The organism is Streptomyces sp. NPDC002825, from assembly GCF_040295385.1.
Lineage (GTDB): Bacteria > Actinomycetota > Actinomycetes > Streptomycetales > Streptomycetaceae > Streptomyces.
The window spans coordinates 49,803-75,358 of record NZ_JBEOVH010000026.1 but is presented as its reverse complement, the minus strand read 5'-3'; the positions used below and the strand labels follow the sequence as shown (position 1 = coordinate 75,358).

At 71.5% G+C, this 25,556-nt stretch carries 22 protein-coding genes and 2 pseudogenes; 16 read left to right on the top strand and 8 right to left on the bottom strand.

Annotation, left to right across the window (positions count from 1 at the left end; all coding sequences use genetic code 11):
- Positions 1-40: 40 nt before the first annotated feature.
- Positions 41-287: pseudogene (locus tag ABT041_RS28150) on the bottom strand (DUF4158 domain-containing protein); the annotation flags it as partial.
- A gap of 151 nt (positions 288-438) precedes the next feature.
- On the opposite strand from ABT041_RS28150, the gene ABT041_RS28145 reads away from it, so the two are divergent.
- From ABT041_RS28145 to ABT041_RS28105, 9 genes and pseudogenes are all read left to right on the top strand, one after another.
- Positions 439-1,494, top strand: a complete 1,056-nt coding sequence (locus ABT041_RS28145; protein ID WP_351189387.1) for a tyrosine-type recombinase/integrase — start codon at positions 439-441, stop codon at positions 1,492-1,494.
- A 332-nt stretch (positions 1,495-1,826) separates the two neighbouring features.
- Entirely contained in the window at positions 1,827-4,235 is a 2,409-nt protein-coding gene (locus ABT041_RS28140) for a tyrosine-type recombinase/integrase (protein WP_351189384.1), read from the top strand.
- Positions 4,236-4,301: 66 nt separating this feature from the next.
- Positions 4,302-4,613 (top strand): hypothetical protein, encoded by a 312-nt coding sequence (locus ABT041_RS28135; RefSeq protein WP_351189381.1) that lies wholly within the window; start codon positions 4,302-4,304, stop codon positions 4,611-4,613.
- On the top strand, positions 4,595-4,921 hold the full coding sequence (locus ABT041_RS28130) for a hypothetical protein (RefSeq protein ID WP_351189378.1): 327 nt from the start codon (positions 4,595-4,597) through the stop codon (positions 4,919-4,921). The genes ABT041_RS28135 and ABT041_RS28130 overlap by 19 nt, the downstream gene beginning before the upstream one ends.
- 216 nt (positions 4,922-5,137) lie before the next feature.
- Positions 5,138-7,111, top strand: coding sequence for an FG-GAP-like repeat-containing protein (locus ABT041_RS28125; RefSeq protein WP_351189375.1), 1,974 nt, complete (start codon positions 5,138-5,140; stop codon positions 7,109-7,111).
- Between the two features lie 229 nt (positions 7,112-7,340).
- On the top strand, positions 7,341-8,036 hold the full coding sequence (locus tag ABT041_RS28120) for a hypothetical protein (protein WP_351189372.1): 696 nt from the start codon (positions 7,341-7,343) through the stop codon (positions 8,034-8,036).
- A gap of 594 nt (positions 8,037-8,630) precedes the next feature.
- Positions 8,631-8,771: pseudogene (locus ABT041_RS28115) on the top strand (peptidase C39 family protein); the annotation flags it as partial.
- A 729-nt stretch (positions 8,772-9,500) separates the two neighbouring features.
- A complete protein-coding gene (locus tag ABT041_RS28110; RefSeq protein WP_351189369.1) occupies positions 9,501-9,647 on the top strand; it encodes an SCO1431 family membrane protein in 147 nt (48 codons plus the stop codon).
- Positions 9,648-9,770: 123 nt separating this feature from the next.
- Positions 9,771-10,943, top strand: a complete 1,173-nt coding sequence (locus ABT041_RS28105) for an acyl-CoA dehydrogenase family protein (RefSeq protein ID WP_351189366.1) — start codon at positions 9,771-9,773, stop codon at positions 10,941-10,943.
- On the opposite strand, the gene ABT041_RS28100 is transcribed toward ABT041_RS28105, so the two are convergent.
- Entirely contained in the window at positions 10,906-11,262 is a 357-nt protein-coding gene (locus ABT041_RS28100; protein ID WP_351189363.1) for a hypothetical protein, read from the bottom strand. The two genes, ABT041_RS28105 and ABT041_RS28100, sit on opposite strands and share 38 nt — an antisense overlap.
- A gap of 204 nt (positions 11,263-11,466) precedes the next feature.
- Here ABT041_RS28100 and ABT041_RS28095 point away from each other — a divergent pair, with 204 nt between their 5' ends.
- The gene (locus ABT041_RS28095; RefSeq protein ID WP_351189511.1) at positions 11,467-12,528 is read left to right on the top strand and encodes an Rv3169 family protein; all 1,062 of its coding nucleotides are present in this window, start codon (positions 11,467-11,469) and stop codon (positions 12,526-12,528) included.
- Positions 12,529-12,538: 10 nt separating this feature from the next.
- A complete protein-coding gene (locus tag ABT041_RS28090; RefSeq protein ID WP_351189360.1) occupies positions 12,539-13,630 on the top strand; it encodes a phosphotransferase family protein in 1,092 nt (363 codons plus the stop codon).
- A 9-nt stretch (positions 13,631-13,639) separates the two neighbouring features.
- Here the strand turns inward: ABT041_RS28090 and ABT041_RS28085 are convergent, their stop codons facing one another.
- Positions 13,640-14,008 carry a hypothetical protein gene (locus ABT041_RS28085; RefSeq protein ID WP_078908239.1) on the bottom strand — a complete coding sequence of 123 codons (369 nt, stop codon included), beginning with the start codon at positions 14,006-14,008 and terminating at the stop codon, positions 13,640-13,642.
- A 225-nt stretch (positions 14,009-14,233) separates the two neighbouring features.
- On the opposite strand from ABT041_RS28085, the gene ABT041_RS28080 reads away from it, so the two are divergent.
- The 4 genes from ABT041_RS28080 (at position 14,234) to fxsA (ending at position 18,282) form a co-directional block, all read left to right on the top strand.
- The gene (locus ABT041_RS28080; protein ID WP_017242178.1) at positions 14,234-14,674 is read left to right on the top strand and encodes an Lrp/AsnC family transcriptional regulator; all 441 of its coding nucleotides are present in this window, start codon (positions 14,234-14,236) and stop codon (positions 14,672-14,674) included.
- A gap of 67 nt (positions 14,675-14,741) precedes the next feature.
- Positions 14,742-16,370, top strand: a complete 1,629-nt coding sequence (locus tag ABT041_RS28075; RefSeq protein ID WP_351189355.1) for an amidohydrolase — start codon at positions 14,742-14,744, stop codon at positions 16,368-16,370.
- A 456-nt stretch (positions 16,371-16,826) separates the two neighbouring features.
- On the top strand, positions 16,827-17,603 hold the full coding sequence (locus ABT041_RS28070; RefSeq protein ID WP_123450252.1) for a polyprenol monophosphomannose synthase: 777 nt from the start codon (positions 16,827-16,829) through the stop codon (positions 17,601-17,603).
- An 85-nt stretch (positions 17,604-17,688) separates the two neighbouring features.
- Positions 17,689-18,282, top strand: a complete 594-nt coding sequence (fxsA, locus tag ABT041_RS28065; protein WP_351189351.1) for an FxsA family membrane protein — start codon at positions 17,689-17,691, stop codon at positions 18,280-18,282.
- 238 nt (positions 18,283-18,520) lie between these two features.
- On the opposite strand, the gene ABT041_RS28060 is transcribed toward fxsA, so the two are convergent.
- The 4 genes from ABT041_RS28060 to yczE all read right to left on the bottom strand — a co-directional run bounded on the left by ABT041_RS28060 (position 18,521) and on the right by yczE (position 22,090).
- Positions 18,521-18,895 (bottom strand): RNA polymerase-binding protein RbpA, encoded by a 375-nt coding sequence (locus ABT041_RS28060; protein ID WP_015032218.1) that lies wholly within the window; start codon positions 18,893-18,895, stop codon positions 18,521-18,523.
- 255 nt (positions 18,896-19,150) lie between these two features.
- Complete coding sequence (locus ABT041_RS28055) at positions 19,151-20,521, bottom strand: MFS transporter (RefSeq protein WP_351189348.1); 1,371 nt, start codon at positions 20,519-20,521, stop codon at positions 19,151-19,153.
- 40 nt (positions 20,522-20,561) lie between these two features.
- The gene (locus tag ABT041_RS28050; RefSeq protein WP_351189345.1) at positions 20,562-21,326 is read right to left on the bottom strand and encodes a glycerophosphodiester phosphodiesterase family protein; all 765 of its coding nucleotides are present in this window, start codon (positions 21,324-21,326) and stop codon (positions 20,562-20,564) included.
- A complete protein-coding gene (yczE, locus tag ABT041_RS28045; RefSeq protein WP_502976607.1) occupies positions 21,323-22,090 on the bottom strand; it encodes a membrane protein YczE in 768 nt (255 codons plus the stop codon). The genes ABT041_RS28050 and yczE overlap by 4 nt, the downstream gene beginning before the upstream one ends.
- A 103-nt stretch (positions 22,091-22,193) precedes the next feature.
- Between yczE and ABT041_RS28040 the strand changes: the two genes are divergently transcribed.
- Positions 22,194-23,693, top strand: a complete 1,500-nt coding sequence (locus ABT041_RS28040) for an SCO1417 family PLP biosynthesis transcription factor (RefSeq protein ID WP_351189339.1) — start codon at positions 22,194-22,196, stop codon at positions 23,691-23,693.
- A 70-nt stretch (positions 23,694-23,763) separates the two neighbouring features.
- Here the strand turns inward: ABT041_RS28040 and ABT041_RS28035 are convergent, their stop codons facing one another.
- The gene (locus ABT041_RS28035; RefSeq protein WP_351189336.1) at positions 23,764-25,521 is read right to left on the bottom strand and encodes a hypothetical protein; all 1,758 of its coding nucleotides are present in this window, start codon (positions 25,519-25,521) and stop codon (positions 23,764-23,766) included.
- Positions 25,522-25,556: the final 35 nt, after the last annotated feature.

The following is a 25,556-nucleotide window of genomic DNA, read 5'->3' as shown; positions in this document are numbered from 1 at the left end:
TCACCTGCCGCCGGATTCGCAGGGTGCCGTTGCGGCCCCCGGCCAGGTACTCCACGGTCTCCCACCGGCACGGCGAGCGGGTCCTCGCCCAGGAACCGGCCGACGTAGCGGACCGTGCAGATCTGCACCTCGATGCCTAGCTGGTGCGCGTCGGTACTCCGCAGCGCGATCAGATCGCGGTCGTCATCGTCGAGGAAGAAGAACCCCTCCAGCTCCGGGCGCGTGGGGGCCTCGGTGAACGTCCCGTACGCCTCGGCCTTTATCTGTACCCGGGCCGACGGTGTCAGGGACGTACGCCACGTGGTGCCCAACCAGGTGTCCGCCTCTGTCGCTGACACTCGCTTGTGACCGTTGTCCGCGACCGTCGTTGCTCCATCCAAGGGATCCACTGGGCGCGGAGGGGCTGGGATGTACGTGCGACGGGTCGTGGGAACGGGGATGCGCCACGAGACGTACACCGTCGTGGACGGCGAGGGACGGGTCGTCGAGATGGTGGACGACTACCTCGCCCTGTGCACCGACCGGGAGCATTCGCCGAACACCCTGCGGGCCCGCGCCTTCGACCTGAAGGCATGGCTGGTCTTCCTTCAGCTCCTGGACGTTGACCTGCTGGCGGCGTCCCCCGAGCAAGTGGACCAGTTCGCCGGGTGGTTGCGGCGTCCGGTCCAGCCGGGGCGGCTGCGGTCAGCGGACGCCGATGGTCCGGCCCGGGAGCCGTCAACGGTGAACCGCGCGCTGGACAGCGTCTACATGTTCTACGGGTTCCTTGCTCGCCGCGGCATCGGCATGGGAGCCCAACTGACGCACCGCCGGGCGACATCGATCGGCGACCACGGAGGATTCCTTGCCGGCATCGCGGAGCGGCAGGTCAATGGACGGCCGACGCGGCTGAAGCAGGTCAAGCGGCGGCCGACGACGCTGACCGACGCCGAGGTGCAACGGATCCTCGATGCGTGCGAGCGGTTGAGGGATCGGCTGCTGATGGCGTTGATGTTCGAGACGGGCTGCCGGATCGGGCAGGCGCTGGGGCTGCGGCACGAGGACATCAACACGGACCGGCGGACGCTCACGCTGCGGCCCCGCGAGGACAACGCCAACCGCGCACGCGGCAAGAGCCGCGACCTCAAGGAGATCCCCGTCCGGCAGACGCTGCTCGACCTCTATACGAACTACCTGTTCGCCGAGTACGGCGAGCTGGACTGCGACTACGTGTTCGTGAACCTGTGGAACGGATCGGTCGGCACGCCAATGACGTACTGGGCGGCGATGAGCCTGGTCAAGCGGCTGCGGCGACGCGCAGGCCTCGCCTTTCACCCGCACCTGTTCCGGCACACTCACGCGACTGCGCTTCTGCGGGCGGGCGTGCGGCTGGAGGTCGCGAGTGAGCTGCTCACGCACGGCTCGGTCCAGACCACGATGGACACCTACGGCCACTTGGACACGGACGACCTGGCCGAAGAGCTGGACCGCGTCGGCTTCCGGGGCTCGTGGTGAGCGCCGACGGCCGTCTGGCCGCTGTGGTTCCGTTCCCCGGAGATCCGCAGGCCGCGGCCCTGCTTCGCGTGGTGCGGACGGAGTTCCGAGTCGAGTGCTTCGTGCCGCCCGCCAGGCACTTCCTGGCCCCGACCCCGTGCGTGATCACTACGTGCCTGAGGAGGAACGCCTCGCGGGGGTTGTGCGCCGCGCATGACGCGGCCTGGCGGAAGGCCGGCCGACCCGAGCGCGAACAGTGGATCGCGGACCCGGCGAACTGGCCGGCTGGACTGAGCTTGGACGTGGCACCGTGCCTGGTCAGCGGATGCCGGCACTCCGGCGGACTCTCGTGCTTGTGCGACCTCCACCTGGCCGACCTGAACGGCCTGCACTCGCGGGGCCAGCGCGTCAGTGTCCCCCAGTACGCCGCCGCGGCCCCGGCGCTCTCCCGCCCGGCCACCAGGCGGTGCGGCTTCCCCGACTGCGGCTACGAGATCAGCCGCAACGGTTTGTGCGACGGGCACCACTACCGGTGGACGAAGGTCGGACGGCCACCGCTGGCCACGCTGCCCGCCGAGCTGAAGCTCCGCAACGCCCCCAGCTTCTCCGTCACGGGCCTGCCGCCGTTGGTGGCGCTGGAGTTCCAGTACCTGCTCCAGCTCCGTACCGACCAACGACGCTCCAAGGTGGTCCCCAGTTCCTGGGTCCGCGCGGTCAACACCGTCATCGCCGAGGGCGTCTCCTCGGTGCGGGACCGCCCAGCCGATTACTGGCGTCACCTGTCGCTGAACCACACCACCGTCCCGCAGCTCTTCACGGACCTGCTGGAGGCCCTCGGCGACCTCGATGGGCCAGCAGAGGAGTGGGACAGGGACGTGTGGCGACCGGACCAGCTCGGCTACAGCATCGAAGAGCGGCAGCGCGTCGCCCCGCTGGACTTCACCGGCATCGCTCAGCCATGGTTGAGGCAAGCCATCAAGCGCTACCTGCGACTACGGCTCGCGCGCACGGAACTGCGGTCGGCCGCGCGCAACCTCCACGACTTCGTCCTCTTCTCCCGGTTCCTCGCGGAAGCCCACCCCGACCGGCAGAACGACCCAGCGGTGCTGGACCGACCCCTGCTGGAGTCGTACATCGGCTGGGTCGGCCGCAGGACCGTGGAACGGCAGGGGCCGTACTTCGGCCAGCCCGTGTCCCCGGGCAGCCGCAGCCGCCTGCTGTCGGCGGTCTCCACCATGCTCGAAACGTGGCGCCGCTACGACTGGCAGCCCGCGCTACCCGCCGGCGCCCGGATTCACCGGGACGAATACCCGCGGCCGCGCGGGATGAAGGCCAACTTCATCGACGAGTGTCTGAAGGAGCAGATCGAGTCCGAGGAGAACTTGGCGCTGCTCGCCCCCGAGACCCGCACACTGGTGCTGATCTGCCGCGACGAGGGCCTACGCATCAGCGAAGCACTCACCCTGAAGACCGACTGCCTGAAGAAGACCCCGTCAGGCCGCTGGGCCCTGGTCCACTACAAGAGCAAGGACAAGAGCTTCCGGGCCATCCCCGCCTCGCGCGTGGTGGCGGACGCGATCCGGGAACAGCACGGCCGGGTGCGGGAGCGGTTCGGTGGCGCCTGCCAATGGCTGTTCCCCAAGGTCAGCGGGAACCCGGACGGAAAGTATCCGATGCCCTACGGCACTGTCGACACCCGATTCGACGCCTGGCTGAAGCGGATTCGCCTCATCGACTCCAACGGCGACCCCGCTGCCGTCAGCTGGCATCAGTTCCGCCACACGCTCGGCACTAGGATGGCGAACGCGGGCGTGTCCGGCCGCACCATCCGCGAGGTCCTCGGGCACACCTCCTGGGCAATGCAGGAGCACTACTCGCGCATCGCGGACGACACCCTTCGCCGCGAGTACGAGGAGAAGTACGAGGTCCGCTTCAACCTCAAGGGCGAGGCCGTCAGGGTCCGCCGCGACGCCGACCTGTCCGGCGTCGAGTGGCTCGCCGAGAGGATCGGGCGCCGTCTCCACGCGGTGGCCGGCGGCTGGTGCGGACGGCACATCGCACGTCCCTGCCCAAAGACCGCCGCCGACGGCTGCTACTTCTGCGAGGACTTCCAAACCGATCGACAGTTCCTGCCCATTCACCTCGACACTCTCGCCCGCACCCGCGAACTTCAGGCCGGTGCCGAAGCGGCAGAACGTCCCCGCGCTGTCGCCGTCACGAGCGACTGGCCACCGCAGTCGAGCACGTCATCGCCCGCATCACCGACCAGGAACACGACGAACTGGCCCCGACACTGGACGCGGGCGACACCGGGCACCACACGACCGGGCAGACAGCCGATGCGCGCTGACAACTCCGCCCACCTGGCCGAGGCCGCCCAGCAACGCCGCCTGGACTGCATCGACCGCGTCCAAGCCGCCCTCGACAGCCTGGAGCGCGACGGCGGGCCCATCACCGTTGCCGGTGTCGCCTCCCGAGCCGGAGTCTCCCGGACCTTCCTCTACGACGGCGCCCAGTCAGCCCTTCTGGCCAGACTGCGGGCCCTCGCCAACAGACAGCCCGCCTCGGACCGACCCGCCCTGCCCGACAAAGAACGCATCACCACCAAGTCCCACGAAGCCATCGTGCGCGCGTTGCGGGGCGCCAACCGGAAACTCAACGAGGACAACGAGCGGCTCCGGACCGAGCTCGCCGTCGCGCTCGGACAACTCCGCGACCTTCGCCGCCGTATCCCCATACAGTCCGCGGCCCAACGCGACTGACGCTCTCCTAGTCCGCCCCTGGACGAACCCGTTCGAGGCGAATCCGGCGCATGTCATGATCGGCGCATGGACGAATACTCGTGGCCGGACAACGGCGTCGAGGCCGGAGCTCGGTCCAGGGCAGCCTGGTCCGCGACCTGTCTGGCCTTGCCCGTCGGAACCTCGGTGACCGGCGAGGTCGTCGGCCGCCAGCCCTTCGGTGTCTTCATGACCATCGACAATGCCCCGGACGCGATCGGCCTGGCCGAGATCACGGCGATGCCCCGGGATGCAGTACTCCCGCTCATCGGAACCCGCGTCAGCGGCGAAGTCATCTGGCATGCCGGCCACAACTACCAGGTGAAGATCAAGCTCGACGAATGGAAGGCAAGCACCTGATGCCCAGGCCCAGGCAGGACTGGCGCAGCCGACTGGGCCGACCCGCCACGGTCGTGCTGTTCAGGACCCCAGTCAAGTGGCGCTTCGCGGTCTACCTCGCCGATCCTGGCGGTGTCCTGGACGGCGCGCTTCCCAACGAATCTCCCGACGGCTCACCCGAGTCCGCTCAGGAGGCCATGCACCGCTGGATCGAGGACACCTTCCAAAACCCGGTCACCATGGCCTGGACGCCCACCGACAAGCCGGACTGGTGGACAGGGGATGTCACCGCAGCCCAGTCCGGAACCGCGGAGGAGCCGCTTCGCTGACACTGTCAGCGAAGTAGATGACCTGCTCAGTTCGGCTCTTCTTAAGGACAGGTACAGATAACGGCCTGCTCATCAGTCAGAAACTCCACCGGCACGAGGCGGACCGGCTACCGCGACCTCCTCGCCCTGGTCCCCAACCCGAACCAGAACGGCGACAAGGACCTCCAGGTCTACAAGAACAACGGCATCGGGCTCGTCAACGCCGACGAGGGCCCGATGACCCTCCGGGTGACCAGGACGTCGAACAACCACTGGGCCCACGCCGACCAGGTCATTGGCGGCGACTTCGACGGTGACACCAAGCCCGACGTCCTCATCAGGGCGGCGAACGAACTGTGGTTCTACCGCGGCACTCGCGCGGCCACCATCGGCTTCGGCACGGGTGCTGTCGCCCCGATCGGGGACACCACGTCGGAGTGGAACAAGTACACGATCGTCTCCACCGGCGACATCAACGGTGACAAGCTCCCGGACCTGCTGCTCCGTGACGACGCCACCGGTGACCTCTTCCGCTCGTACGCCACGGCCGACCCCGCCAACGACAAGAAGATGAATTTCGCCACCTGGGGCCAAGGCCGGGTCAAGATCGGCAGCGGTCTGACGAAGTCCCTGTACCCCCAGCTGGGCGTCTCCGGTGACCTCGACGGCGACGGCTCCGGCGACGGAATCACCGACGGCGACAAGATCCCCGACCTGTGGGCCCGCAAGGCCGACAACACCATGGTCGGCTGGCGCGGCAAGGGCACACCCACCAGCCTCACCGGTTTCGACGCCCCCTACGTCATCGACGGCATCACCGGCGGCATCCGCCTCGCCCCCAAGACCGTCATCGCCCCCGGACACTCCATCACCAGTCAGTCCTCGACCCTGACCATGGGCTTCGACGGCAAGCTGGTCATCACGAGCAAGTCCGGCGCGAAGGTGTGGAGCAGCGCAGCCGGCCCCGCGAACTCCTTCGCCCGCGTCGACGACAACGGCAACCTCTCCGTCTGCGACGCCCAGAACAACTGCCTGCAGGCCACCAAGGCCACCAACGCCGGTGAGGGCTTCGCCGTCCTCAAGGACTCCGGCGACCTCACCGTCTACAACGACAAGAGCCAAGCCCTGTGGTCGAGCGGCACCTCCGTCCGCCACGACTACAACGGCGACGGCCGCAGCGACATAGCGAACTGGTACGACTACGGCGACGGCCACGACGAGATCCACAGCTTCGCCACCAACACGGACGGCACGTTCAAGGCCCCGCTGCATGCCTGGTCGACCCCGGCCGGCAACTACTGGGCCGAGAACATGAAGCACACCACCGGTGACTTCAACGGCGACGGCATCGGCGACATCGCGGCCTTCTACGGCTACGAAGACGGCCGGGTGAACCTGCGCACGTGGCTGGGCAAGGGGGACGGCAACTTCAACGCTCCGTTCGTCTCCTGGAGCGTGCCCGCCGGTCACTGGAACTTCGACGCGATCCACGCCCAGTCCGGCGACTTCAACGGCGACGGCCGCGACGACATCGCCGCCTGGTACTCCTACGGCGACGGCAGCGACAAGCTGTTCACCTTCACCTCCAACCTCAAGGGAGGCTTCAACTACCCCTTCTCCTCGTTCTACCGGGCGGACGGCTGGTACGTGCCGAACATGAAGTTCACCACGGGTGACTACAACGCGGACGGCCGCGACGACCTCGGCGTCTTCTACGGCTACTCCAACGGTGACACCAAGCTGTTCACCTTCACCGCCAAGCCCGACGGCGCCTTCAACGAACCCGTCTCCGGCTGGTCCAGCACTGACTGGGGCAGCTTCGCGGCCACCTCGGTGCACTCGGGCGACTTCAACGGCGACGGCCGCGACGACATCGTCACCTGGTACGACTACGGCGACGGCCACGACGCCATGATCAGCTTCACCCCGAGCGGCACCGACGGGAAGTTCGGCAACCGACGGGAGATCTGGACCATCCCGGCCGGCAACTTCTGGCGCGAGAACCTGAAGATCGTCACCGGTGACTTCAACGGCGACGGCCGCGACGACGTCGGCGGCATGTACGGCTACGAGGACGGCCGCGTCAAGATGTTCACCTGGACCGCCAAGACCGACGGCACTCTCAACTACCACCTCGGAGGCTGGGAGGCCGCTCCCGGAAACTGGAGCTTCGGCGGGGTCCGCATGATCGAGCGCTACAGCCCTGCCTGAGGGATGCCGCTCGACCGATCCCGGAACGCCGTGTAACCGAGCGGCGTTCCGGATCCGGTGACTGAAGCAGGGCCTCTCGGCGCCGCGGGTTCACATTCGATCCAGCGGCCCGAGGGGCCCTACTTTCGCACATGCGCGCATGCCGAGCTCCCGCGCGGGAACACGCACGGCCGTGACCGGCATACACGCCAGCGCCCAGGTACCCATGTGTCGCTGGCGCGAGGATGGCGTGATCACGAAACTGCGTGACGGTCAGAAGACGAGCGCCACGGACTGGGCCCACGGTACCGGCGGGATCCACATCTGGATGAGTACGTCAGGCGGTGGTCTGGCCTACTGCCTGTACGGGTACGACGCTGCTCCGTCGCTGGTGCCGGCCAGGTGGGGGGTACGCGTTCCAACCGCCCACCCCGACTACTGGCGCGAGGCGAAGGACCTGCTCGCCACCTACGTCAAGAGGGCCGGTGGGGGCTCCTGTTGCGCTCCACAGCAGACGGCCGGCAGGCCGAGGAATGAGAAGGCCGTGAATAACCCAAGATTCGATCTGCCTCCCCAAGCCCCACCCGACGCCATCGCCGGGTGGAACGATCTGGCCGACCGTGTCTGCTGTGAACTGGTCCGGGCCGGACTTCCCGCCCGCAGAGCCGACCTCGACGGTGGCTCGCTGGACAGGCCCGGTGCGGATGTCCACGTGGACCGGATCCTCGAAGGCGGAGTGTACGTGGACTGGCGGACGGACGCGGAGTTGCAGACCGCTGCCCTCGAACTCTTCGAGAAGGGGATCGACTACGCGGATCCGCCTCCGGTCGTGCGCCACCACCGGGACATTCACAAGATCATGCAGAGCGCCCTGCTGGGCATCCTGGCCTCGGCCGGATTCCAGGTAGAGGTACCAGATCCGCACGGGCATGGAAGTGCGGTGTAGGTGCAGAGTCTGCGCCCCTGATCCTTGCTCGTCGGGCCCGACGACTCGGCGAAACGGAAACCGCGCCGGCGGGCTCGGTGGGGTTTCTTTGTGACCTGCTCGACAGCATGATCCGGGCTCTCGGAGGAAGGATTCAATCTGGATCCCGACGCCGAGACGGCTTCGGCGGCCGTGTACGTGGGGTGGAGGTGTGACGCTGGCCTGGTACAGGCTGCGGTGGAGGCTCTCGCGGCCGGAAACCCTTTCGGTCCGGCCGTCCAGTGGCCGGGAACGATCGGTCTCCGTATGCAGGCTGCGCTGATCGGAATCCTGTTGTCGGCAGGGATCATCGCGACCCTGGAGAGTGGCGGAATGAATCCGGAACACGTTCTGGTGTTCGGGCGGGTGTCCGTGGAGTTCTGTTAGGGCCGAGGGCCCCGGAGTCAGCACCGATCCAGCACGACGCACCCTGATGGACCGGAACGGACGCCAGCGGAAGTCAGCACCAGGTCAGCACCAGCGAGTCTTCGCTCGATTTGTCTTACGCAGTCCATGTCTCTGACCTGCATGTTTGTGTAGGTGTGGTGCTGTGTGGTGAGTGGGCCCTCCCATTTGGAGAACATCTGGCTGCGGACGAAGAGGTGCGACGCGAACGGCAAGGTCAGAAGCGGTACGGGCGGTGTCTGCTACCTCTTCTGGCCGGTCGAGCCGGTACCGGGCCAGCACCGCGCGCTGCAGGCACTCGGCCTGGTGTGACCATGGAGGGCTCACGGCCGCCTCGACGACCTGACGGCAGCGCTCCTGGCCGTCCTGCGTGAGGTGGCCGTACCGGTCCACCGTGACCTTGATCGAACGATGTCCGAGCCGGCGAGACACCTCGTGAATGGACACTCCGTTGGTCAGCGCCACGGTGGTCCATTTGTGCCGCAAGTCGGCATGCGGGGCGACCCTCGAATCCCCTGGCCGCGGAGGGCAGGGAGAGTCTCGACTTCCTGTTGTCGAAGCAGGAGTGAAGAGACGGCTCATCCTCACCGCAGGACAGACACTGCAGACCCGGCACGTGCCGCACCAATGACCACGCTGTTCCTGCCGCCCGCCGCCCCGGCCGACCCCTCGGCGGGGCGCCGCGGCGCGGCCGTCCTCACCCGCGGCGACCGACAGGCGACGGGCTGGCTCGAAGCGTACGCGGCGGTGGGCGACTGCCCCCGAGGACCTCTCGACGGTTCGTCCCCCGAGCCGCAGGACCGGGGGAGGGGACCGGCGCCCCCGATCCCGCGAGCCGCAGGACCGGGAGACGCGACCGGCGCCCCTGATCCGCGAGCCGCGGGACCGGGCGACGCGACCGGCTCCCCCCCCCCGGCCGACCCGGGCCGCTGCGCCCCCGGACCGAGCCGCGGCGCCCGCCCCGAGCGCGGCCGCCCCCGGCCCCCGGGACGTGACCGGCGTCCTATCCCCGGCCCGCCCCCCTGGCGCAAGGTGGTCGGCATGACGTCCACCACCCACTCCCGTCCCCTCGCCCGCGCACGGACCGGCGGCCCCCGTGACGACGGCCCCAAGATCCTGGAGCACGTCCTCGGCTGGACCCTCGTCGTCCTGCTCGCAGTCCTCGTCACGCGGGCCGGCCTCATGTGACCCGACGCCGGGCGACCGGCAACCGTGTGGATCCCCGGCGGCCATGTGATCCCCCGGTACGGAACGGGCATACTCCCCCCGATCGCCGCGCCCCGCGCGCCCGGCAGGGAGGAGCGTCCGGCCATGGCCGACAGCACCGCGGACGGCGTGGAGCGCCGACTGCCCACCGACGAGGCCCGGGAACTGCTCTCCCTCGTGCGGGACATCGCCCGCCGGGAGATCGCCCCGCATGCCGCCGAGGAGGAGGCCGCCGGGCGCTTCCCCCGCGAGCTGTTCGTGCTGCTCTCCCGCTCCGGCCTGCTGGGACTGCCGTACGACCCCGAGTACGGCGGGGGCGGCCAGCCGTACGAGGTCTACCTCCAGGTCCTTGAGGAGCTCGCCGCCGCCCGCCTCACCGTCGGGCTCGGCGTGAGCGTCCACAGCCTGTCCTGCCACGCGCTCGCCGGCTTCGGCACTCCGGAGCAGCGGGCCGCGCACCTGCCCGCGATGCTCGGCGGCGGGCTCCTCGGCGCGTACTGCCTCTCCGAGCCCTCCGCCGGATCGGACGCGGCGGCCCTGCGGACCCGGGCCGTCCGGGACGGTGACGCGTGGGTCGTCGACGGCACCAAGGCCTGGATCACCCATGGCGGGATCGCGGACTTCTGCACGGTCATGGCCCGTACCGGCGGGCCGGGCGCGCGCGGCATCACCGCCTTCCTCGTGCCGGGGGACGCTCCGGGGCTGAGCGCCGCCCCTCCCGAGCGGAAGATGGGCATGAAGGGCTCGCCCACCGCGCAGCTCCACTTCGACGGGGTGCGGGTCGCGGACGACCGGCGCCTCGGCGCGGAGGGCCAGGGCTTCGCGATCGCGCTCGACGCCCTGGACTCGGGGCGGCTCGGCATCGCCGCCTGCGCCGTCGGCCTGGCCCAGGCGGCCCTGGACGAGGCCGTCGCGTACGCACGGGGCCGCCGCCAGTTCGGCCGGCCGATCGCCGACTTCCAGGGACTGCGCTTCCTGCTCGCCGACATGGCGACCCGGATCGAGGCCGGCCGGGCGCTGTACCTGGAGGCGGCGCGGCTCCGGGACGAGGGGCGGGCCTTCGGCCGGAGCGCGGCGATGGCCAAGCTGTTCTGCACGGACGCCGCGATGCAGGTCACGACGGACGCGGTGCAGGTGCTCGGCGGCTACGGCTACACGGCGGACTTCCCCGTGGAGCGGTATCTGCGCGAGGCGAAGATGCTCCAGATCGTCGAGGGGACCAATCAGATCCAGCGCGTGGTCATCGCCCGTCACCTGGTCGGACCAGAGTCCCGCTGACGCGCACGGTGCGGTCCGCCCAGACCGGTCCCGCGGCGAGCCGGGCCCATTCCTGGTCGCGGTGGCCGGGCAGGGTGCGGCCCTGGCTCGCCCAGAGGGAGAGCACGTCCCGGTAGATCGGCGGGTGGTCGGGGGCGGGGGGCCTGATCTGCGACTGCGCCTGCCCCTGCACCGGTACGGGGACCGGGACGGGTACGGGGGCCGGTGCGGGCGCCTGCTCCGGCGCCGTCGACGGCGTCTGGCGAACCGATTCTTCACCGCGCGGTTCGGCCTGCCGGTGCCGACCGTAACCGCTGGGAGTGGTGTACAGCGTGGTCATGCCCGGACCAACGCGCCCCGGCTGCCGGGGTCACCGCCGCGCGGATTCGAGCGGCAGTTCGCCCGGTACCCGGTGCACGACTCTGGCCCCCCGAGCGGGAGCTGACGTACCGTCAGATCCCATTCGCCGCTCAGGAGGTCAGCCGTGGACGACGACCGGCCCGTCGCGCTCGACGAATACCCCGTGCACCAGGCACCGCTCTCGATGAAGCACCACGTCAGCGGCGACCGCAACGCCTACGACCGGTGCATCTTCCACGTCTTCGACCACACCGGCCGGGCCCTGCTCATCGCCGGTCTCGGCGTCTATCCCAACACCGGCGTCGTGGACGCCTACGCCACCCTGCGCACCGGCGACCGGCTGCACGCCGTGCGCGCCTCCGACGCCCTCGGCGACGACCGGATGCGGCTCTCCGTCGGCCCGCTGACCATCACCGTCGACGAACCCCTCAAGCGCCTCTCCCTGCACTGCGCGGCCGACCCCGACGACCCCGACGGCCTCTCCTTCGACCTCGAATGGACCGGCGACTTCCCCGCCGTCTGGGAGCCCCACCACACCCAGCGCCACGGCGGCCGCCTCACCCTCGAAGGTCGCCGCTTCGTCCAGGCCGGGCACTGCACGGGCACCATCAGGGCCGGTGGCGAGGAGTTCACCGTCACGGCGGGGGAGTGGACCGGCACCCGCGACCGCAGCTGGGGCGTCCGCCCGATCCCCGGCGAGGATCCGGGCCGCGCAGCCGAGTTCCGCCCCGAGGGCTTCCACTGGCTCTGGATCCCGATGCGCTTCGAGGACCGCTTCCTCATGGTCATCGCCCAGGAGGACGCCGACGGCTACCGCAGCCTCAACGAGGCCCTGCTCGTACGTGAAGGCCGCCGCGACACCCAACTCGGCTGGCCCCGCACCGAGATCACGTACCGGCCCGGCACCCGCCACCCCGAGCGGGCCACGGTCCATCTCGCCGACCCGGCCGGGAAGCCCCTGGAGATCGGCGTCGAGATCCTCGCCTCCTCCCCGCTCGCCGTCGGCGCCGGCTACCCGCCCGCCATCGACTGGCAGCACGGCACCTGGCAGGGCCGCGGGTGGACCGACCGCCGCGTCTACGACCTCTCCGACCCGGCCGCCCACCCCATGGCCGCCTACGGCGTCACCGACCACGCCGCCCGCTTCACCCTCGACGGCCGCACCGGTTACGGCATCTTCGAACACGGCTCCTTCGGCCGCCATGACCCCAGCGGCTTCGCCGACCACACCTCGACGGCCAACTGAGGAGGCCGATGTGGCAACCGCCCCACGCCCCCGCACCACCACCCGCGACCCCGAGGAGCTCGGCCGGAGGCTCACCGCCTGGCTGGACCGGCACCTGCCCGGCGCCAGGGTCGACGGCCTCGCCGTCCCCGGCTCCAACGGCATGTCCAGCGAGACCCTGCTCTTCGACCTCGACCACCCGGACGCGCCCGTCCGCGGCTGTGCCCTGCGGCTGGCCGCCGACCCCGCCGCGTACACCGTCTTCCCCGTCTACGACATGGCGCGCCAGCACCGGGTGATGCGCCTCGTCGCCGAGCACACCGACGTGCCCGTGCCGCGCGTGCTCTGGCTGGAGGAGGACCCGGAACCGCTCGGCGCGCCCTTCTTCGTGATGGCCCGCGCCGAGGGCCGCGTACCGCCGGACGTCATGCCCTACACGTACGAGGGGAACTGGCTGCACGCCGCCACCGACGCCGAACGCGCCCTCCTGGAGGCCGAGTCCGTCTCCGTACTGGCCCGGCTGCACGATCAGTTCCCCGCCAAGGAAGCGGAGTTCCTGCTGCCCGAAGGCGCCGGAAGCCCGCTGCGCCGGCACGTGGACGCCCAACGCGCCTACTATGCCTGGGTGGTGGAGGGACTCGCGCCCTCACCGCTCATCGAGTCGGCCTTCGACTGGCTGGAGCAGCACTGGCCGGCCGACGAGGGCCCCGCCGTCCTCGGCTGGGGCGACGCGCGCATCGGGAACATCGTCTACGACGGGTTCACCCCCGCCGCCGTCCTCGACTGGGAGATGGCGGCGTACGTCCCCCGCGAGGTCGACCTCGGCTGGGCGGTCTATCTGCACCGCTTCTTCCAGGACCTGACCGTCGGCTTCGGCCAGCCCGGACTGCCGGACTTCCTGCGGCGCGACGCGGTCGAGCGGCGGTACGCGGAACTGACCGGGCACACCCCGCGCGACATGGAGTTCCACACGCTCTACGCGGCGCTGCGGCACGCGATCGTGATGCTCAGGATCGCGTACCGCCAGGCCCACTTCGGCGAGGTCGAGGTGCCCGGTGACCCGGACGGCCTGATCCTGCACCACGCCACGCTCGCGGCGATGGTGCGGGGAAGCTACTGGTAGCCGGACGGCTCAGGCCGCGCGCCGCATCTGCGGCACCCGGATCGGACGCGAGCCCGGACCGCCGACGTGCGAGAAGGGCTGCGTGCGCCAGTCGAGACCCTGGGGGAGCGTCAGGAGCAGCGCGGTGTCCTGCTCCTGGACGCCCAGGACGTCGTCGGCGGGACGGGCCTCGGAGGCCGAGAGGCCCGTGCCCGGGCAGACCGTCAGGACGAAGGGGTTCCACGGCGTCGGGCAGAGGGCGTGCTCCGGCAGCGCGTCCTCGTCCGCGAGCAGCGCGATGGGCTGCACGCACTCCGGGCAGACGACCCGGAACATCTCAAAGGTGTCGTACGCGTCGAGCTCGTCGGACGTGTCGACCGATTCAACAGGCTCCTGCATTGGGATTCTCCCCCTCGGCTGGGTCGGCCGGATCTGTACGGCCTCGACCACAGCAAGCCCTTCCCATGCGGAACTCCGCATAACCGTGAGCCGAGACGTCGGGGCGGACGCAAACCTGTGGCGTTCGTCACATGCCTGTCGCAGGTGCCCCGTGACAGCCCATAGCGCCCTATACGGCCCGCCCCCGGCTGTGCCCGATTCCCGCCGGGGTCATAGGGTCACCGCATGGAGGAGCTGGATCGTCAGATCGTGGAGTTGCTCGTCAAGGACGGGCGCATGAGCTACACCGACCTGGGCAAGGCCACCGGCCTGTCCACGTCGGCGGTGCATCAGCGCGTCCGCCGGCTGGAGCAGCGCGGTGTCATCCGCGGCTATGCCGCCGTCGTCGACCCGGAGGCCGTGGGTCTGCCGCTCACCGCGTTCATCTCGGTCAAACCCTTCGACCCCAGCGCCCCGGACGACACCCCCGACCGGCTCGCCGACATCCCCGAGATCGAGGCCTGCCACAGCGTCGCGGGCGACGAGAACTACATCCTCAAGGTCCGCGTCGCCACCCCGCTGGAGCTGGAGCACCTGCTCAGCCGCATCCGCTCCCAGGCCGGCGTCTCCAGCCGCACGACGGTCGTCCTGTCCACGCCGTACGAGGCCAGGCCGCCGCGCATCTGACGCGAGCGGCGCGCCAGGGGGGACCTGCCGGACAAACCGGGTCCGGGCAGGTCCTAGCCTGGTGGGCATGAGTGAAAGCATGTCCTCCGGCGAACACCGCACCGTGCTGCTGCGCGGTGGAGAAGTCCACAGCCCCGCAGACCCCTTCGCCACCGCCATGGTGGTGGAGCGCGGTCATGTCGCCTGGGTGGGCTCGGAGGGCGCGGCCGACGCCTTCGCGTCCGGCGTGGACGAGGTCGTCGACCTGGAGGGCGCGCTCGTCACCCCGGCCTTCGTCGACGCCCATGTGCACACCACCGCCACCGGCTTCGCCCTCACCGGGCTCGACCTGTCCTCCGCCGCCTCGCTCGCCGAGGCCGCCGAGCTGATCCGGGCCCACGCCGCCGCCCGCCCCGAGGACCGCATCCTCATCGGCCACGGCTGGGACGCCTCCCGCTGGCCCGAGCGCCGCCCGCTCACCCGCGCCGAGCTCGACGAGCTCACCGGCGGCCGCCCGCTCTACCTGACCCGGATCGACGTCCACTCGGCCGTCGTCACCACCGCCCTCCTCGACCTCGTGCCCGGCGTCCGCGACCTGGACGGCTTCCACGACGGACAGCGGCCGCTCACCGGCGACGCCCACCACGCCGTGCGCGCGGCCGCCTTCGCCGCCGTGTCGCCGCAGCAGCGCACCGAGGCCCAGCGCGCCGCCCGGCTCAAGGCCGCCTCCCTCGGCATCGGCACCCTCCACGAGTGCGGCGGACCGCAGATCTCCTCCGAGGAGGACTTCACCGGCCTCCTGGACCTCGCGCGCGAGGAGGCCGGACCCCGCGTCGTCGGCTACTGGGCCGACCTCGACGTCGAGCGGGCGCGGGCCCTGGGCGCCCTCGGCGCGGCCGGCGACCTCTTCGCCGACGGCTCGCTCGGCTCCCACACCGCCTGCCTCCACGAGCCGTACGCCGACCACACCGGGCACCGCGGCTCGGCCCACCTGGACGCGGCCGCCGTCGCCCTGCACGTCGTCGCCTGCACCGAGGCGGGCCTCCAGGCCGGTTTCCACGCCATCGGCGACGCCGCCGTGTCCGCCGTCGTCGAGGGCGTCAGGGCCGCCGCCGACAAGCTCGGCCTGGCCCGGATCCGCGCCGCCCGGCACCGCGTCGAGCACGTCGAGATGCTCACCCCCGAGACGATCGCCGCCTTCGCCGAGCTGGGCCTCACCGCCTCCGTCCAGCCCGCCTTCGACGCCCTCTGGGGCGGTGAGGACGGCATGTACGCCGACCGGCTCGGCGCCGAGCGGGCCCGCACCCTCAACCCGTACGCCGCCCTCCTGCGCGCCGGTGTGCCGCTGGCCTTCGGCTCCGACAGCCCGGTCACCCCGCTCGACCCCTGGGGCACCGTCCGCGCCGCCGCCTTCCACCGGACCCCCGAGCACCGGATCTCCGCCCGGGCCGCCTTCACCGCCCACACCCGGGGCGGCTGGCGGGCCGTCGGCCGGGACGACGCGGGCACGCTGGTCCCCGGCGCCCCCGCCGACTACGCGGTCTGGCGCACCGAGGAGCTCGTCGTCCAGGCGCCCGACGACCGGGTCGCCCGCTGGTCCACCGACCCCCGGTCCGGAACGCCCGGCCTGCCCGATCTGTCGCCCGGTCTGGAGCTCCCGGTCTGTCTGCGCACGGTGGTGTACGGGCAGACGGTCTTCGTACGGCCGAACGAGTGATGTGGGGACATTCCGCACCCAGGACCACGGTCCCGCACGCTTGTCCCCCACCTGCGGATCTTCCCCTCCTGCCTGCGGTTTTGGGAAGTCTTCGCAGGTCAAGCGGGTGTTGACAGTCGCCGGGCGGGGGCGGGTAGGTTCACGGCGTCCACCACAGGACGTCCGACCGGACCGCACCCCCACGCCGTAGCCGAACGCCGCCCGCGCCTCGGTCGCGAGGGAAGGTTTCTCCGGCGGAAGGTGCGACCCGGGTGGGGCCCGGACGTTCAGTAGACAACGGCTCTCGGTCGACCCGCAGCCAGCGGATCCCAGGTCGGACCGAAGGACGCCGGGCCCCGCACCGCACCTCACCGGGGCGCGCGCCCCGCGTCACCCGTCCCACCCGACCCGCCGCGCCGGAGCACTCCGGGGACCTCGCTATGGTGGGGGCCTGCGTATGTATCCGAAGGGGCAGTAGTGAACGACGGTGGCCAGAGGCGTTACGGCCCGCTCGGCAAGGCCTTGGTGATCATTCCGACCTACAACGAGGCGGAGAACATCAAGCCGATCGTCGCGCGGGTGCGGGAAGCCGTACCCGAGGCGCACGTTCTCGTCGCCGACGACAACAGCCCTGACGGCACGGGCAAGTTCGCGGACGAGATCGCGTCCGAGGACGACCATGTGCACGTCCTGCACCGCAAGGGCAAGGAGGGGCTCGGCGCCGCCTACCTCGCCGGCTTCCGGTGGGGCATCGAGCACGGCTACGGCGTCCTCGTCGAGATGGACGCCGACGGCTCCCACCAGCCCGAGGAGCTCCCGCGGCTGCTCACCGCCCTCAAGGGCGCGGACCTGGTCCTCGGCTCCCGCTGGGTGCCGGGCGGCCGGATCGTGAACTGGCCGAAGTCCCGCGAGTTCATCTCCCGGGGCGGCAGCCTCTACTCGCGCGTGATGCTCGACGTGCCGATCCGCGACGTCACCGGCGGCTACCGGGCCTTCCGCAAGGAGACCCTGGAGGGCCTCGGCCTGGAGGACGTGGCCTCGGCCGGCTACTGCTTCCAGGTCGACCTGGCGCGCCGCGCGGTCGCCGCCGGCTTCCATGTCGTCGAGGTCCCGATCACCTTCGTGGAGCGCGAGGTCGGCGACTCGAAGATGAGCCGCAACATCGTCGTCGAGGCGCTGTGGCGGGTCACCGGCTGGGGTCTGACGGCGCGGGCGGAGAAGGTCGGCAAGCTGCTCGGCCGCAAGTCCTCCTGACGTCCGTACGGATCCCCGTACCGATCCCTCCGTACTGATCCCTCCTTTACGACGTTCCGGCGGGGCGCCAGGCACACTGGGCTGCATGACGACCGGCGCACCGCCTCCCCTCGCCCCGAAGCGCTCACGCGCGCGTACGTACCTTCCGCTCGGCCTCGCCGCCTGGCTGGTCCTGGAGATCTGGCTGCTCACGGTGGTGGCGGACGCGGCGGGCGGACTGACCGTCCTCGCGCTGCTGGTCGGCGGCGCCGTGCTCGGCGCCACCGTCGTCAAGCGGGCCGGCCGCCGCGCCTTCGGCAACCTCACCTCGACCTTCCAGCAGGCCCAGGCAGCCGCGCAGAGCGGCGTGGCGCCCTCGCCCGCCGACCGGGCCGGGTCGGACGACCGCAACGGCTTCCTGATGCTCGGCGGCCTGCTCCTGATGATCCCCGGCCTCCTCTCGGACGCGGCCGGCCTGCTCCTGCTGATCCCGCAGGTCCGCTCCTTCCTCGGGCGGTACGCGGAGAAGGCCGTCGAGCGCCGGATGAGCGCCGCGCCTCCCGGCAGCCTCCAGGACGCGTTCCAGCAGGCCCGTATCCACCGGCCGGACGGGAAGGTGGTCCAGGGCGAGGTCATCCGCGAGGACACGCCCCAGGGCCCGCACCGGGCCGACGAACCGCGCCCGCCCCTGATGCCCTGACCTGACCCGTGCCCCGCTCCCCGGAGACGCTCCGGGGAGCGGGGCACGTCGACGCTCCGGGGGACAGCAAGGCTCGCAGCGCCCCAGCGCCCCGGGGCACGTCAACGCTCCGGGGGAGCGGGCCCCCGAACACGCTCCGGGGGAGCGGGCCCCCGAACACAGGGCACGGGAACGCCGCGGGGCCCGGTACACGATGCGTGTACCGGGCCCCGCGGCGTTGTGCTTGTGCGGCGATCCGCTAGGCGGACTTGCGGCTGTCGCGCGGATGCACGGCGATGTTCATCGCGCCGGAGCGCAGGACGGCCAGCCTCTCGGCGAGGACCTCCTCCAGCTCCTCGCGGGTGCGGCGCTCCATGAGCATGTCCCAGTGCGTACGCGCAGGCTTGCCCTTCTTCTCCTCAGGTCCGTCCCCGTCCACCAGGAGTGCCTGGATTCCGCAGACCTTGCACTCCCACTCCGGCGGAATCTCCGCCTCGACCGAGAAGGGCATCTCAAAACGATGTCCCTTCTCGCATGCGTACTCCACCGCCTGGCGCGGGGCCAGATCGATGCCGCGGTCGGTCTCGTAGCTCGTCACCACGAGGCGCGTGCCGCGAAGAGCTCGCTCACTCATGAATCGTGCCTCCCGGGCTTGTCGCCCACAGGACAGGTGTCGCTGTCGTCGTTATCCGGTCAACGTCCGGTCGGCGGTAAAGATTCCCGTGCCGGGTCATGCGTCGCCCGTCGTGCCGCCCCTTGTTGTACCCACCAGTGCCCGTTTTGTCACATCTGACGGCAGATGTGACCCGGTGTCTTCACCAAAGCAGCACGCAGTAACGGTCCGCCTGGCAGGCCAAACGCGTACACTACCGCCCTTTCACCGCCACGTCTAAATACGGTCGGGTATCGGGTTCCCCGCGGCCTCCACCGCACGCCGGACCGGGACCCGGGCGAGCAGTGTGAAACCGACGGCGAAGAAGATCACCAGGGAGATGATGGCATCCCGGTAGCTTCCGGTCAGCTGATACGCGAGACCGAACACCAGCGGACCGAGCCAGCTGAGCCCCCGGTCGCTCATCTCGTACGCCGAGAAGTACTCCGCCTCCTTGCCGCGCGGCACCAGATGCGAGAACAGCGAGCGCGACAGCGCCTGGCTGCCGCCCAGGACCAGGCCGATCGCGGCCGCCAGGAAGTAGAAGAACACCGGTGAGTGGGCCGGTAGGAAGTAACCCGCCGCCAGGATCAGCGTCCAGACCGCCAGCGAGCCCAGAATCGTCCGCTTGGCGCCGTACACCCGGGCGAGTCGCCCCATCCCGAGGGCGCCCGCCACCGCGAGCACCTGGACGAGCAGGACCGCCGTGATGAGCGTCGTCTGGTCGAGGTCCAGCTCTTCGGAGCCGTAGATCGAGGCCTGCGAGATCACCGTCTGCACGCCGTCGTTGTAGATCAGGTACGCGAGGAGGAAGGAGAGCGTCAGCGGGTGCCGGCGCATGTCCTTCAGCGTCGCCCGCAGCTGGGCCCAGCCACTGCCCACCGCCCCCTCGGCGGCCCGGCCGGGCCGCTCCGGGCGGACCTGCCGGTCGCGCAGCCGGCGCAGCGGCACGAGCGTGAAGGCGCCCCACCACAGGCCGGCCGAGGCCAGACAGATCCGGACCGCCTCGCCCTCCGTGAGGCCGAAGGAGTCGTGCCCCGAGTAGAGGACCAGGTTCAGGACGAGGACCAGCGCGCCGGACGTGTAGCCGAAGGCCCAGCCGCGCGAGGAGACGGCGTCCCGCTCGTCGGGCTCCGCGATCTGCGGCAGATAGGCGTTGTAGAGCACCATCGAGACCGACAGTGAGGCGTTCGCCACGATCAGCAGGAAGGTGCCGAGGAGGTAGCGGTCGCCCGCGAGGAAGAACATCCCCGTCGTGGCCGCCGCCCCCAGGTACGCCGAGGCCGCGAGCAGCGGCTTCTTCCGGCCCGTACGGTCGGCCGCCGCGCCCACCAGGGGCATCGCCAGGATCGCGACCACGAGCGAGGCGGACACGGCGTACGCGAAGAGCGAGCCGGCCCGCACGGGGACGCCCAGCGGGTGCACGAAGCCCTCGGCGTCGGCCGCGGCCCGTGCCACCGAGGTCAGGTACGGGCCCAGGAAGACGGTGATCACGCTCGTCGAGTAGACCGAGCACGCGAAGTCGTAGAAGTACCAGCCCCGCTGCTCGCGCTTCCGCTCGGCGGGACCGGTGGCGTACTCCTCCGGCTCGGTGGTGTCAGCGGTCACGGCCGCGCCCCCTCGTTCGTCCCCGTGGTCGGGACGCGGCTCAGACCCATGCTCCACGGTCGGTGAGCACGTCGCGCAGCGTCTCCAGATGATCGGTCATGATGCCATCGACCCCCAGGTCGAGGAGAGAGTTCATCCGCGCCGGATCGTTGACGGTCCACACGTGGACCTGGAGCCCGCGCGCGTGCGCCTCCCGCACGAACCGGCGGTCGACCACCGGGATCCCCGCCTGGCGCTCCGGGACCTGGGCCGCCACGGCCCCCGCCCGCACCGCCGCCGGGATCCCCCAGGAGCGCAGCCGCAGCCCGGCGACCCCGCGCACCCCGTACGAGGTGGCGAGCCGGGGACCGGCCAGGCGCTGTGCCCGCGCGATCCGGGACTCGGTGAAGGAGCCGACGCAGACCCGGTCCCAGGCGCCGGTCCTGCGGATCAGGTCGACGAGCGGGGCCAGGGCCGACTCGGCCTTGAGGTCCACGTTCCAGCGGGCCTCGGGGAACTCCTCCAGGAGGTCCTCGAAGAGCGGCAGGGGCTCGTCGCCCGCCACCCGGGCCTCGCGCACCGCCGCCCACGGCAGGTCGCGGATCCGGCCCGTGGTGTCCGTCACACGGTCCAGGGTCGCGTCGTGGAATGCGACGAGCACGCCGTCGGACGTGGTGTGCACATCGGTCTCGAAGTAGCGGTAGCCCGCCGCGGCGGCCCGGCGGAAGGCGGCCGCGGTGTTCTCCAGGCCGTTCGCCGTGCCGCCGCGATGGGCGAACGCGAGCGGGGAGGGGTGGTCGAGGTAGGGGTGGCGTACGCGAGTCACGGGCGCAGTATGGCGCCTTCCGGTGTCTCGCTGTCTACGGCGGAGGAGACGGAGCCCGGCTCCTGGGCGGCCACGGTGCTCGCGGAGTCCGGCCCCGGGGCGACCCCGGTGCCCGCGGCATCCGGTCTCTGAGCCACCATGGTGCTCGCGGCATCCGGCTCCGGAACGGTGAACCGGCGCAGGAAGAACTGGGCGAGGGGTCCGATCGCGAGCGCGTAGAGGACCGTGCCGACACCGACCGAGCCGCCGAGCAGGAAGCCTGTGGCGACCACCGCCACCTCGATCGCCGTCCGCACCAGCCGGATGGACCGGCCGGTGAGCCGGTGCAGACCGGTCATCAGGCCGTCGCGCGGGCCGGGCCCGAACCGCGCCGCGATGTACAGGCCCGTCGCGACCCCGTTGAGGACGATGCCGAGCAGAAGCAGCGGCACCTGCTCGACCAGACCGTCGACGTCGGGGACGAGTGCCAGGGTGCCGTCCATCGCCAGACCGATCACGAACACGTTGGAGACCGTGCCGAGCCCGGGCCGCTGACGGATCGGGACCCACAGGAGCAGCACCACCGCCCCGACGACGATCGACACCACGCCGATGGTCAGCCCGGTCTTCTCGGCGAGACCCTGGTGGAGGACGCCCCAGGGCTCAAGGCCCAGCCCGCTGCGCACGAGCATCGCCGAGCTGATCCCGTACAGCGCCAGCCCGGCGTACAGCTGGACGAGCCGGCGGGTGAGATGCCGGCCATGGAGTCCGGAGGCGATGGACAAGGAACTGCCCCCCAAGGTGGTGGTAGTGGACTGACTCATGACACTCTGTGGCGGGGGATCGGGTGTCGCCCATGGCCAATTCGAGGAAGGTGGACTGATTTCCATGGCTCAGTGGACTTCGGCGGTGGGACCCGCTCAGCTCGCCCGGCAGCTCCAGGCGCAGCAGCCCCGGCCCGCCGGACCCGGCGCCCGCAAGCCGCCCGCCTACCGCGCCCTGGCCGACGGCATCCGTCTGCTCGTCCTGGAGGGCCGCGTCCCGGTCGCCGCCCGGCTGCCCGCCGAGCGGGAACTCGCCCTCGCGCTCACCGTCAGCCGCACCACCGTCGCCGCCGCCTACGAGGCGCTGCGCACCGAGGGCTTCCTGGAGTCACGGCGCGGCGCCGGCAGCTGGACCGCCGTGCCCGCCGGGAACCCGCTGCCCGCGCGCGGCCTCGAACCGCTGCCGCCCGAGTCCCTCGGCTCGATGATCGACCTCGGCTGCGCGGCGCTGCCCGCGCCCGAGCCCTGGCTCACCCGGGGCGTCCAGGGGGCCCTGGAGGAGCTGCCGCCCTACGCCCACACGCACGGCGACTACCCGGCCGGGCTGCCCGCGCTGCGGCAGATGCTCGCCGACCGGTACACGGCGCGCGGGATCCCCACCATGCCCGAGCAGATCATGGTCACGACCGGCGCCATGGGTGCCATCGACGCCATCTGTCACCTCTTCGCGGGGCGCGGCGAGCGGATCGCCGTCGAGTCGCCCTCGTACGCCAACATCCTCCAGCTGATGCGCTCGGCGGGCGCCCGGCTGGTGCCCGTCGCCATGGCCGAGGGCCTCGGCAGCTGGGACCTGCCCCGCTGGCGGCAGGTGCTGCGGGACGCGGCGCCGCGCCTCGCGTACGTGGTGGCCGACTTCCACAACCCGACGGGCGCGCTCGCCGACGAGGACCAGCGGCGCCAGCTGGTCGAGGCGGCCCGCTCGGCCGGCACGGTCCTCGTCGTCGACGAGACCATGGCCGAGCTGCACCTGGACGAGGACCTGGAGATGCCCAGGCCGGTCTGCGCCTTCGACCCGGCGGGCGCCACCGTCCTCACGGTCGGCTCGGCCAGCAAGGCCTTCTGGGCGGGCATGCGGATCGGCTGGGTCCGGGCTGCGCCCGACGTCATCCGTTCCCTGGTGGCCGCGCGCGCGTACGCCGATCTGGGCACCCCCGTCCTGGAGCAGCTCGGCGTGAACTGGCTCATGCGGACGGGCGGCTGGGAGGAGGCCGTGAGCCTCCGCCGCGAGCAGGCGAGGGAGAACCGGGACGCGCTCGTCGCCGCCGTCCGCCGGGAGCTCCCGGAGTGGGAGTTCTCGGTCCCGCGCGGCGGTCTGACCCTCTGGGTCCGCACCGGCGGTCTGTCCGGCTCCCGGCTCGCGGAGGCGGGGGAGCGGGTCGGCGTCCGCGTCCCCTCCGGTCCGCGCTTCGGCGTCGACGGCGCCTTCGAGGGCTTCGTCCGGCTGCCCTTCACGGTCGGCGGCCCGGTCGCCGACGAGGCGGCGGCGCGGCTGGCCGCGGCGGCCCGCCTGGTCGAGTCGGGCGCGGGCGGCGGAGCGGAACCGCCCCGGTCGTTCGTGGCCTAGGACTCCCGGACACAGCCGAAGGGTCCCCACGCGCGCGCGTGGGGACCCTTCGTCCATCCGTCGTCCGGTGTCAGCCCTCCGCGGGGACCGGGGTGTGGAACGGGGCGGCGCCGGAGTCCGGTTCGGCGCGGGGCGCCGGGGCCGGCTCGGGGGCCGAGCCGGGGACCGTCTCGACCGTGGCGGCCGAGATCGTGACCGTGTCCGAGGCGGTGACGGCGGTCGCGGCCTGGGTCCTGACCGTGTCCGGAGTCGTGATCGCGGGCGGCGCGGTGGGCGCGGGAGGGGCCTTGACCAGGACGGCGGTCGCGGCCGCGACCGGGGTCGCGCGGCGCTCCGGGAGGAGGTCCAGGACCGCCTGGCGGTGCGTCTCGCACGTCGCGTCGTCGTACGGGTCGGGCGTCGCCGGCACCTGGAGCCGCAGGACCGGACCGGTGCCCAGGCGCGCGTACCCACGGCCCGCCGGGACGTCAGGCGTCGGCGTGGTGTGCGGCCGGGCGCCGAGGACGGCCGCGATCTGCTCCGGCGTCGCGGGGCCGAGGACGATCCGGGCCCTGGTGTGGGTCCGTACCGACTCGCTCAGCGTGTCCGTGGAGTCGAACTGCTCGGCCACCACCACCGTGACCTGCGCCGCCCGCCCGTGCCGCAGCGGCACCTGGAGCAGCTCCTGCGGGTCGGGGCGGCCGTCGGCGGCGGCCAGGTGGCCGAGGACGCTCGGCCGGTCGAGCAGGATCCACAGCGGGCGCCGGGTGTCCTCGGGCGCCGGCTGCCCGGCCTGCCGGGCCCGGTTCGCGGCGATCAGCCGCCGCTCCGTCTCGTGCGCCGCCCACTCCAGGGTGGCGAGGGCGCCGGAGAGCCCGCACTCGACCGCGAGGACGCCGTCGCGGCCGGTCAGGCACGCGTACTCGCCGGTGCCGCCGCCCTCGACGATCAGCACGTCGCCGTGGGGGAGGGCCTGGAGGGCGATCGAGCGGAGCAGGGAGGTGGTGCCGCTGCCGGGCTGGCCGACGGCGAGCAGGTGCGGCTCGGTGGAGCGGGGGCCGGTGCGCCAGACGACGGCGGGCGCGTCCTCCGTGCCGTCCGCCGCGACGACGGGCACGGTCCGCTGCACGGCGTCGGCGTCGGTGAAGCCGAGGACCGTCTCGCCCGGCACCGTGACGAAGCGCTGGGCGGCGATGGTGGTGGGCAGGGCGGGCAGCACGCTCATGTCGAGCCGGTTGCCCTCCTCGTCCCAGTCGAAGCGGTACTCGCGGCCGCGCCCCGACTTGGCGTGCAGCAGCTGCTCGATGCGGGCGCGGGCGGCCGGTTCGCCGTCGGTGAAGTACGGGGGGTACGCGATGCGCAGCCGGGTGAGCCGTCCGTCCTCGTCGAAGGCGTACTCCCCGAAGGCTCCGCTCCACTCCCCGCCGTGCGCGAAGAGCGGCGAGGGGTCCTCGGGGACGGAGAAGTACGGGACGAGCGCCTCGTACAGGCCCTTCAGGCGGGCGATCTCCGCGTCGTCGGGCCCGGTCTTCACGACCGGGCGTTCCCGGCCCTTCCAGGCGGCCGCGGCCATGAGCACGACGAGCGCCAGCAGCGGCCCGTACGGCATGAGGGCGACGACCAGGACGCAGGCCGCGACCAGGAGCAGCGTGGGACCACGCCGCTCCTTCGGCGTCGCGGCCCACTTGGCGCGCGCGGTCGCGGCCAGCTTCCGCAGACCACGAGAGACCGTGATCAGCGGATGGAGCACGTCGGTGGCGCTGTCGGCGGCCGAGCGCGCGATCTCTCTACTACGAGCGATCTGTGCGCTGCCGCTGCTCAGAATGCGGGGGAGTGGTCGCCGGGCCACGAAGTACTCCTGAATCGCTGGAAGGGACTGGAGGG